The sequence below is a fragment of the Bacillus sp. HY001 genome (assembly GCF_007558965.1).
Taxonomy (GTDB): Bacteria; Bacillota; Bacilli; order Bacillales; family Bacillaceae_G; genus Bacillus_A; species Bacillus_A mobilis.
On sequence record NZ_VLTE01000264.1, the window covers coordinates 1 to 212 of the forward strand.

The 212-nt window shown below is 36.3% G+C and carries 1 protein-coding gene; it reads right to left on the reverse strand.

Annotated features, from left to right (window positions below; genetic code table 11):
- Nucleotides 1–212, reverse strand: a 212-nt coding sequence (hepT, locus tag FOT98_RS31200) for a type VII toxin-antitoxin system HepT family RNase toxin (RefSeq protein ID WP_260851157.1), incomplete at both ends; no start/stop codon positions are given.

Here is a 212-nt window from a genome sequence, read left to right on the forward strand (position 1 = left end):
GCAATATTACGAAATCCAACCATTGCTTTTAACTTATTTGCTAGATCAGCGCTAAGTAATCCTGCTGTAACCAATAAATCAAAAGCCTCTCGGCTAGACTGGGGTAGTCCTAACTTTTTCCCTGCAACAATATGCATTGCTAAATCAATACTCGCTTCACAAGCTCTTTGTATGTTCAATATTATTGAATCTTGTTTTGTAAAGTCCTCTAA